Here is a 9,225-nt window from a genome sequence, read left to right on the forward strand (position 1 = left end):
GATGCAAAAGTACTACGAGTTTTTGGAATAGCAAAGCCTATACACTACTTTTTTTTTGAAAAAAGTTTTAGAATGGAGGTTTTCAGGGAGAAAACCGTGGGGAGATCTAAGGAAAAGTGAGGGATTATTGAGAAAAGAACGAGGAGGTATGGTGGGAGTGATCGGGCAGAGCGGAGGTAATGAGAGACGAAGGAGCTAAGAGGGAAGGTATCAGCTCAAACAGAAGTGAGTATTCATTTATCCTCTCTTTACAAACTTACACATATCAAAGTCGTCAAAAAACAATATAGGGTTGGAGACGCTTAAAATCTTCGGGGGTAAAATGCTCAGAGAGACTTAAGTCACGCCAACTTTTTATCGGGCCAAACTTTCTTACGTAGTTCATTATTTCTTTAACCTGTTCATAGTTTAAATATGGATGATGAACAAGTTGCTTAAAAGTACTCTTATTAATATTTAAGGTCTTAACTGGAGCGTTAGATGCCACTTCAAACCACTTTTCAATCCCCTCAGGCAACCCATCCACCTCTTTTATCTGATTACGAGAAACAAAACCTCCAAGACGTTCACGATAACGACATATTTTAGAAGCATAATAACTTCCCACTCCAGGGATACGTTTTAATTGAGTTGTATCAACAGTATTAAGATCTAGAATAGTAAGCTCCTTATACTTTTGGGGATAGGAGGCTCGAATAGAATCATATCGCCGACGAGAGTCGGAAAATGATTTATCTTCAGATTCTACACATATGTATGGCCTTAAGCGCTCAAAATCTGCTTTTGTAAGTCCATATAAACGTTTAAAGTCATCTGGAGAACGCCAGCGTCCCCCCTTCCGCCTATACTTTAAAGCATTATGAGCCATCCAAGGCTTTAAGCCAAGTCGAATAAAAGTTACAGAATCACACACATTAGGATCAAAAGGGAAAGCCTGCTTTACAGCGCCACCATTATATTGCGCATAACGACCTCGATACTGCCTCTCAACACTATCCTGTTCCATTTGGAAATGGAGTACAGAAAGAGAATCCTTTAAAGACAAGCTCCCAGTAGATAGATTAGGACTTAAGAAATAATACGCCACTCCGCTGCCGACCAACAACACCAGAGCCAAAGCAATAAAACCTCGACGATCAGCTTCTGGCATCAAACGCCAATACTTCTTACTCATAGATATTGGATTTATCCGATTACTGAGGCAAATATAAGAAATCTATATTTTAAATCCAAATTATCATTTAAGAGAGGGTGTGAAAGTCTCGTAAGTACCATCATCATAAAAGACACGAATCTCTCTTACTTTACGAATTTTTCTGTCAATTATATTAACTTCTTTATTTTGTTCTATTTTACTTCTCTTTGTATATAAAGAACGATCCTGCACTAGAGGTTGCTCTATAGCAGGTTCGGAAAACAAAAGCCCCAATTCTGCCTGAGGAGAAGAAGCATTCACCAAATCAGACTCAGGAGCTTCAGATACTACTTGTGCTGGCACAACAGAAAGGTGACTATCTCCCTCACCAAATAGAAGCCAATTTATATTTATCTCGGGAAAAGCTTTATGAATTGCTTGAACATGGTTATTTGTAGGACGAGTCCTACCAGTAAATATACTTGACAATGACGCAGCAGAAATTTCCAATTTAGCAGCAAAATCCTGTTGGGACATTTTGGCATCATCCATAATTTGTCGAATACGATCCTTCATTTCCATAACTTTTCAATCATTTATTATTGCACAAATAGAGAGCTAAGCTCATTTTAAAGGATAAAAGTCTCTCTCCTCTCCTAAAAAGAGGCTCCTTCTAAGCATTTACAAAGATAAAATCATTTTTCTACACAAACAACATTTGCGAACAGAAAAATAAAGCCGCTAAATCAAAATTTCAAAACTAAAATTTACATTCCAAATAACACAAATTACACATTTTCATATCGCACCCCTGTATACATATGTAATTTGTAGATATTAAGACTTATACTATATTCTTGGAAAATACATCCCTTTAATTATACATCAATTAGTTATCACCATACATAGCTCTTAAAATAAAGCGATAAATCTACTGTATAAGTAAACAAACCAGATATTCTCATAAAACATATCAAACAACAAGAATAACAAACTGGTTTTCAATAAAAAAAAGATAAAATATAATATCGAATAAAAATAAATATCTTTTTGTATATCATTCCTTTCGATTTATGAATTTATATTTATATGTACTTATATTCAGTGTGTAAAGATAAACAACAGAGGATATATTTTTAACAATGTGAATATATAAACTGAATATACAAATCAATATATACACTTGAATTCCATAACAAAACTTAACGCGCAATATTTAGAGAAGGAATAAGACTACTTCGCTCAATTTATTCATGAATCTAGGCGAGAGATAAAGAATTCTTTATCTCACGATTCTCAGAGCGCAGAAAATATCTTAACTGATTATAAATCAATAAATACACATAGAAAAAACATGCATCATTATTGATAACTAAAAAAATGAGTAATCCACCATTTTGCAATCTATAGGATTACAAAATAGATAAATAAATAAAGAAATAGGTCCGTTTTTAGAGATTAAAACACTAATAGAATAAGGTAATTCACATTTTTGCAAGAATAGAGTTTCAAAGAAGAGGAGTTGTGCAGAGATTTTACGTATTCCAGAAGAGAAACAATTGAGGCGAGGATCTGCTATTCTCGCCTCAATTGTACAATAATATCATCAAATAAAATATTGACGAAATAGGCTTTAGTGAAGAATAAAAAAGAGAAGTTCTTTTAGTAGTTCTCCAGATGAGATCGTAGCACCTTCTACACCTTTTGAGCGAGCATCTGCACGTCGGATCTCCCCTATTATTTGCATCACTTTCACGCCGGAATAATTTGCCATCGCAGGGAGGATATTTTTCCTCACTTGCCATTCTGTAATACCTAAAAAGGCAGCCACTCCCCTTTCCGATTTATCTGGAGAATAGTAGGACAACATCAGATTTTGGAAGAATTTGAAGACTGTAGGAATTATTCTATTTATCGGAAACACTTTTGAGTTTTTGTCAAAATAATTTGCAATTTGCATTGCTTTAAAAATGTTCTTTGAAACGAGCGCATCTTGCAGCTCATAGACATTGTAATCCTTACTTATCCCTATATTCTCCGCCACCAAATCCTTCGACACCTTTTTACATCCTTCGGGCAAAGCAATACAGAGTTTATCCAATTCGCCAGCCATACGACTCAAGTCGTTTCCAACATGAGCCGCCATCATTTCTGTAGCATCAGGATCGATACCCACCTTCTTACGTCGGAGATAATCTTCTATGAATTTAGGTAACTGAAAATCCTTCAACTTTGGAGAAACGAACAGGACGCCCGTTTTCTCGACGAGAGATGCTAAGCGTTTACGGCGATCCAGTATTCCATTTTTATAACAAAACACCAAGACTGTGGAGAGCTGCGGATGCTTTAGATAGTGTTCCAAGCGTTCCACTTCTTTAATATTCTGCGCCTCTTTCACCACCACCACCAAGCGTTGTGCGCCCATAGGAAAACCATTGGCAGCATCAATGACATTAAAAATAGTGGTTTCTGCCCCAAAGAGTGTGATTAAATTAAAATCTCTCTCTTCGGGATTCAGCGCAGACTGCACGATAAAATCAGCCAAGCGGTCAATATAATAGCTCTCTTCTCCTTCCAGAAAATAGAGCGGCTTATAATTGCCCGCTTGGATGTCTCTCACAATGGCTTCATAAGGAACTCCTCCTTGATTCTTAGTAGGAAATGCCATCGTTTGTATGTCTATATTATATATATGTTACCAGTCATATTTCAGGTGTCGCACCGTCTTACGCTGACCGATGATAAGTTTCATAGCTTCGATACCTATGCGCACATGAGTCTCAGCAAAGTTTGCCGTCACCTTGCGGTCACTCTCGCTCGTCTTAATTCCCTCGGCCTCCATTGGATTATCAGACACCAGCAACAAAGCGCCTGTTGGGATATGATTGTAGAAACCGCAAGTGAATAGAGTTGCAGTTTCCATATCAACAGCCATAGCACGCGTTTCGCGCAGATAGCTTTTGAAGCGATCATCATGTTCCCAAACGCGGCGGTTTGTCGTGTAAACCGTCCCTGTCCAGTAATCCTGATTGTTATCACGCAATGTTGTCGACACAGCACGTTGCAACATAAAGGCAGGAAGCGAAGGAACCTCAGAAGGGAAATAGTCGTTGGAAGTACCTTCACCACGAATACCAGCCAGCGGAAGGATATAATCGCCCAAATGCGTTTTTTCAGAAATACCGCCACACTTACCCAAGAATAAGCAAGCACTCGGTTTCACTGCACTCAGCAAGTCCATAATCAGCGCAGCGTTTGGACTACCAATCCCGAAGTTTATCATTGTGATGCCGTTAGCTGTAACGGCACGCATATTAGAGGTCGTTTCTTCTATAGGAACACCGCTCAACTCACAAAACAAATCCACATAATGATTGAAATTGGTCAGAAGGATATGCTCTCCAAAATCTTCCAGCGGCAGACCAGTATAACGCTGGAGCCAATTACTCACGATTTCTTCACGCGTCTTCATATAAATAGTTTTTATACGCATTTTCGGCGGTATACAAAGCCTGCAAATCCGCCGAAATACTTAATTTTGCAATATATTTATTGATTTGCAAAAGTAAGAAAATGATTTCACTTAATCTGCCAAACTTTAATATTAAATTACGCCGGCGAGATGACGGGCAGACTGAAATCCTCGACTTTTTGCGGCAACGCTACATTCGCCTAACCCCTGAAGAATGGGTTAGGCAGCATTTCACCCACTTCCTCGTTGAACACAAGCACTACCCCGCAGGGCTCTTGGGCAATGAAGTGAGCCTCAACGTCAACGGTGTTGAGCGACGTTGCGACAGCGTACTCTTCAATCGCGAAGGAGGAAACCCGCGTATGATCATCGAATACAAAGCTCCCAGCGTTCGCATCACGCAAAAAGTCTTCACGCAAATCAGTTCGTACAACAGTGTACTCCATGCCGACTACCTCATTGTTTCCAACGGCCTAGACCACTATATCTGCCGCATCAATTATTCCGACCTCAGCATTCATTTCCTCCCTGAAATCCCCGACTACGCAGAACTCTATTAAGCTAATTTGGTGGTTTCCCCACTTTCGTTTATCTTTGCCCATACTAAACTAAGATGAAAATAAAGTTTTTATATGGCAACGATTTATGACTACACGGTCAAAGACCGTAAGGGTGCTGACGTACCTCTCCGTTCCTACGAAGGCGAGGTTTTACTTATTGTCAACACTGCAACAAAATGTGGATTCACTCCTCAATACGAAGAACTGGAAAAACTATACGAACACTTCCGCGGTAAAGGCTTCCAACTGCTCGACTTCCCTTGCAACCAATTCGGTCAGCAGGCTCCGGGTACTGATGCACAAATTCACGAATTTTGCCAGCTCACCTATGGTGTCGACTTCCCACAGTTCAAGAAAATAAAGGTCAATGGTCCTGATGCAAGCCCGCTCTTCCTCTTCCTACAACAGCAAAAAGGCTTTGCAGGATTCGATATGGAACACCCCATTGCCTCCATTCTCGACAAGATGCTGAGCGAAGTCGACCCTGACTACAAAGAGAAAGCCGACATCAAATGGAACTTCACCAAATTCCTCATCAATAAGCAAGGCCAGGTAGTAGCTCGCTTCGAACCTACGGCTCCCATTGCCGAAATTGAAAAGAGTATCGAAGCTCTACTAGTATAGGTAAACTTCAGAAATAAAAAGACATACTTTAAGCCGCGCAAATCTGACGTCAGATTTGCGCGGCTTTCTTTTGCGGAATTTCCTAAAAATACCTTTAGGTGCTATAACAAACAACTAAGTTTTATCACTCATCCCAAAGATTGGGGTGAGCAGGAGAGCCAGATCCTTTATCGGATGAATCCTCATCGTCGAAGATCCCTTGTCGGGTCTGACCACCGCCACCAGGACCAGCACCGCTACCAATAGGGACGGAGATATCAAGGATATGACTCTGAAGGTCAACAGTCACAACTTCCATTGCGGGAGTTACATATATTTTTGTTTTCATTGTATTCACTTGTTTTTTATTTCTTCTCTTTATCGTCTCTCCCTCAAAAACGCCATCTGTAAAGCATCGGTACCATTGGGGAGAAGACAGAGAATCTCTTATTTTTGGGAATCCTCGTTCCCCCTCTTTTTCCGAAGAAGCGGAACGAGAATAGAATTAGAATTTATAGAATTTCTTACCGTTTACAATATAGATTTGTCCACGCTCCAGCTTATTGTAGTCTTTACCCATCAGTTTACCATCGATGGAATAGAACGGGTATTTACCACTGTGCATATCCTTTTCTGTATCGCTTTCGAGCTGGTTGATACCAGTCACATTGCTGTCGTCGTCGCCTTCAAGCACAAGAAGGAAACTTCTGCTGGCAGCAGCACCCGTAGGACTGCTCACAAAGCAGCGGAAAGGAGCAATGTAGTCGTTCTCCACTCCATCTTGCACTGCCCACCACTTGTTGCCATTCAGATAGTAGGCTTTCTTGGCATACGCAGCAGCATTGTCTATCTTCTCTGTAGTTCCAAAGAATTTCCAGTCGCTCGTTTCAATTCCCAGCTGTCCGGCATCATCCACTTTTGGAGAAACTGGAACTGCCACATTGTGCATCACTGGCAGTTTGTGTGTCTGTCCATCAGTAATTCTTACAAGGTATGGTTTGTTGGCAGAGAGGCGTGTACCTTGAGGCACTTCACGGAACACAAAAGCCTTTTCTCCATCACTATGCACATTCTTTTTCACCAGCGTATAGGCACACATACCTTCAGGCAGATCCGTGGGATAGGGCAAATAGAGCGTACTCACCGCTTTGCCAGTAGTGACATTGAAAGTGCGGCTATAGCGTGCCGTTTGTGCAGTGAAAGCAAAAGGCACACGGTAAGGCAGACCATCTTTCACAAAGAATTGTTTACACTTTCCGTCCATGATAAAGTTCGAACCATCGCCACCTGTTTCATCATTGTTCTCATCTGTATTAAAGCGCTGATCAAACGTCGCAGTGGGCAGTGCTGAATCATTAAACTTTACCTCTGATGGCAGATAAACCAAAGTATTAACTGATGCAGAGACAAAATTTGGATAAGTATCTGCATCATAACCATTTTCGCGTGAAAACTTGTAAGCTGTGTTTGGCTCCCCCTTGAGGTGTACCGTTTGGATCGTACAGTCGCGAGTGTCAATATACAGTAATCCTGAAAAATAATCCCATTGGCCTATCATAGTATAAACTTCACCTCCGCGTCCATTGAAATACTTATCGTATGTACCCATCCTGATACCATAGACACGGCTTTTCAAAAAAGGATTTCCTGGAGTGATTCTGTAAACTCCTTCTGCTGGTGCTTTCAAATGACCAAATACAGCTTCTCCCGTTATACCCGTTGAATTGAAGACCTCTGTACCAATATATTGAAGTGAAGAGGGAATCATTTCGTTAGCATCGCCTTGAAGAGGGCAATTAGCAAAAGCCTGATCCTCAATGCGAGTTATGGTCGAAGGAAGTGGAGTAATATTAGTAAGTGAAGAACAATCAGCAAAAGCCCTCCAAGCAACAGTTTTTAAGCCTTCAGGTAATAGTATGTTAGTAAGTGAAGTGCAACTTTCGAAAGCGTACTGTCCAATCTCAATAAGACTCATTGGGAAGTTGACACTAGTCAAACTTACTGTTTTACCAAAAGCTCCTTCGCCTATTTTAGTTATTCCCTCTGGCAGATTTACTCGGGATAAATTTGAACAATTATAGCAGATGCCTTTAGGAATTTCTGTTATTCCTCCTGCTTCTATTGTAAATTCTGTAATATTGCTCTCTGAAAACGCATAGTCGTATACCTTAGTAACAGTAGAGGGAATCGTGAAATGAGTAGAAGGAGGAAATTTTACTTTACAGAAAGCATAAGCATTTATTTCCTCTACTGTAGCAGGGATATTGAAAGAACTGATATTCGACAAATTGGCGTTATATAGAGCAAATGCAGGAAGTTTCTTTACGGAAGGACGAATAGTTAAGGAACTAATAATAGAATTACCTAAAAGAGATCTAATACCACTAAAACCCATACCTTCTGGCGCAATAAGGGCTGATGGTTCAGGACCATCTAATACGATATGAGAAAACTTCAAACTATTTTTACCAACAAATACTGAGTTATGATTTGAGTTATATCCATCCCATGCTGGCTGCCGTTGAGCTTTCATAATGAGGGTTCCACCAAACGGACAATTGGCAAAAGCATCTTCATAAATAGTTTTCATTGTCTCAGGAATAGTAAGGTCTCCTGTCAAAGAACAATTATAAAAAGCAAATTTCCCTATACTCTCTAATCCGCTTTGAAGGCGTAGTTGAGTAAGGTTGGAACACCCAGCGAATCCACAAAGTTCAATGGTTTTAAACTTTCCTGGTATAGTTAAAGAAGTTATACTTGTACAGCCCTGAAATGCGTATTCTCCAATTTTAGCTACCCCCTTGGTTGGCCCTTCTTCAAAGTTTATAGAAGCTAAACTAGTACAGTTATTAAAAGCGTTAGAACCAATCTCTGTTACTTCTGCTGGAATAGTTAGTGATGTTATAGGAGTGCCAGAAAAAGCACTATTTGAAATTTTTTTCAGATCATGTCCAAACGTAACGGAAGTTATACCTGTATCCTGAAAAGCACCTACTCCTAGCTTCTTTGCATTGGTAAGATTTATAGTAGAAGAAAGGTGTGAACAGTCTTCAAAAGCTCTATCTCCAACCCATATCGGAGGCATATTAACATTCGTAAGGTTTGTACAACCATAAAAAGCATAATCACCTATATTCTCTACACTAGGCATACTTACGGTAGTTAATCCAGTGCATCCTCTAAAAGCAGAATTAGAAATCCACTTTACACTAAGGGGGATATTAACGTCTGTGATTAGGGAATATCCGTTAAAACCTCCGATGATTGATCCGACCCATGTCACAGGACGATGCTGCCCATTTCCGTCTATCACTTCCCCAGGAAAATTCAACACTCCACTACAAGTGGAGGCTGGCTCTGCAATGCCTATAATGCTTGCAGTGCCATCACTACTTCCCACGCATTTCCATACTCTTCCGTTGGCTGTATAATTAAATGATGATTGTGCGTGCACA

The 9,225-nt window shown here is 40.1% G+C and carries 8 protein-coding genes; 2 read left to right on the forward strand and 6 right to left on the reverse strand.

All coding sequences use genetic code 11. From position 1 onward, the window contains the following. Positions 1–274: 274 nt before the first annotated feature. The 4 genes from ACO4R2_RS03255 to ACO4R2_RS03270 all read right to left on the reverse strand — a co-directional run bounded on the left by ACO4R2_RS03255 (position 275) and on the right by ACO4R2_RS03270 (position 4,607). Positions 275–1,174 (reverse strand): helix-hairpin-helix domain-containing protein, encoded by a 900-nt coding sequence (locus ACO4R2_RS03255; RefSeq protein WP_484769146.1) that lies wholly within the window; start codon positions 1,172–1,174, stop codon positions 275–277. 63 nt (positions 1,175–1,237) lie between these two features. Further along, positions 1,238–1,711: a helix-turn-helix domain-containing protein gene (locus tag ACO4R2_RS03260; RefSeq protein WP_484769147.1), complete on the reverse strand. Its 474-nt coding sequence runs from the start codon at positions 1,709–1,711 to the stop codon at positions 1,238–1,240. A 1,057-nt stretch (positions 1,712–2,768) separates the two neighbouring features. Continuing rightward, positions 2,769–3,803, reverse strand: a complete 1,035-nt coding sequence (holA, locus tag ACO4R2_RS03265; RefSeq protein WP_484769148.1) for a DNA polymerase III subunit delta — start codon at positions 3,801–3,803, stop codon at positions 2,769–2,771. Between the two features lie 27 nt (positions 3,804–3,830). Next, positions 3,831–4,607 carry an AMP nucleosidase gene (locus ACO4R2_RS03270; RefSeq protein WP_311491302.1) on the reverse strand — a complete coding sequence of 259 codons (777 nt, stop codon included), beginning with the start codon at positions 4,605–4,607 and terminating at the stop codon, positions 3,831–3,833. Positions 4,608–4,708: 101 nt separating this feature from the next. Here ACO4R2_RS03270 and ACO4R2_RS03275 point away from each other — a divergent pair, with 101 nt between their 5' ends. Together ACO4R2_RS03275 and ACO4R2_RS03280 are read left to right on the forward strand one after the other, a co-directional pair. After that, on the forward strand, positions 4,709–5,167 hold the full coding sequence (locus tag ACO4R2_RS03275) for a type I restriction enzyme HsdR N-terminal domain-containing protein (protein WP_484769149.1): 459 nt from the start codon (positions 4,709–4,711) through the stop codon (positions 5,165–5,167). A gap of 72 nt (positions 5,168–5,239) precedes the next feature. Further along, entirely contained in the window at positions 5,240–5,791 is a 552-nt protein-coding gene (locus ACO4R2_RS03280; RefSeq protein WP_484769150.1) for a glutathione peroxidase, read from the forward strand. Between the two features lie 124 nt (positions 5,792–5,915). Here the strand turns inward: ACO4R2_RS03280 and ACO4R2_RS03285 are convergent, their stop codons facing one another. Both ACO4R2_RS03285 and ACO4R2_RS03290 read right to left on the reverse strand, forming a co-directional pair. Then, entirely contained in the window at positions 5,916–6,119 is a 204-nt protein-coding gene (locus tag ACO4R2_RS03285) for a hypothetical protein (protein ID WP_315092364.1), read from the reverse strand. A 156-nt stretch (positions 6,120–6,275) separates the two neighbouring features. After that, positions 6,276–9,225 (reverse strand): leucine-rich repeat domain-containing protein (locus tag ACO4R2_RS03290; protein WP_484769151.1); only part of this gene is annotated, 2,950 nt, incomplete at its 5' end.

The organism is Alloprevotella sp., from assembly GCF_057240785.1.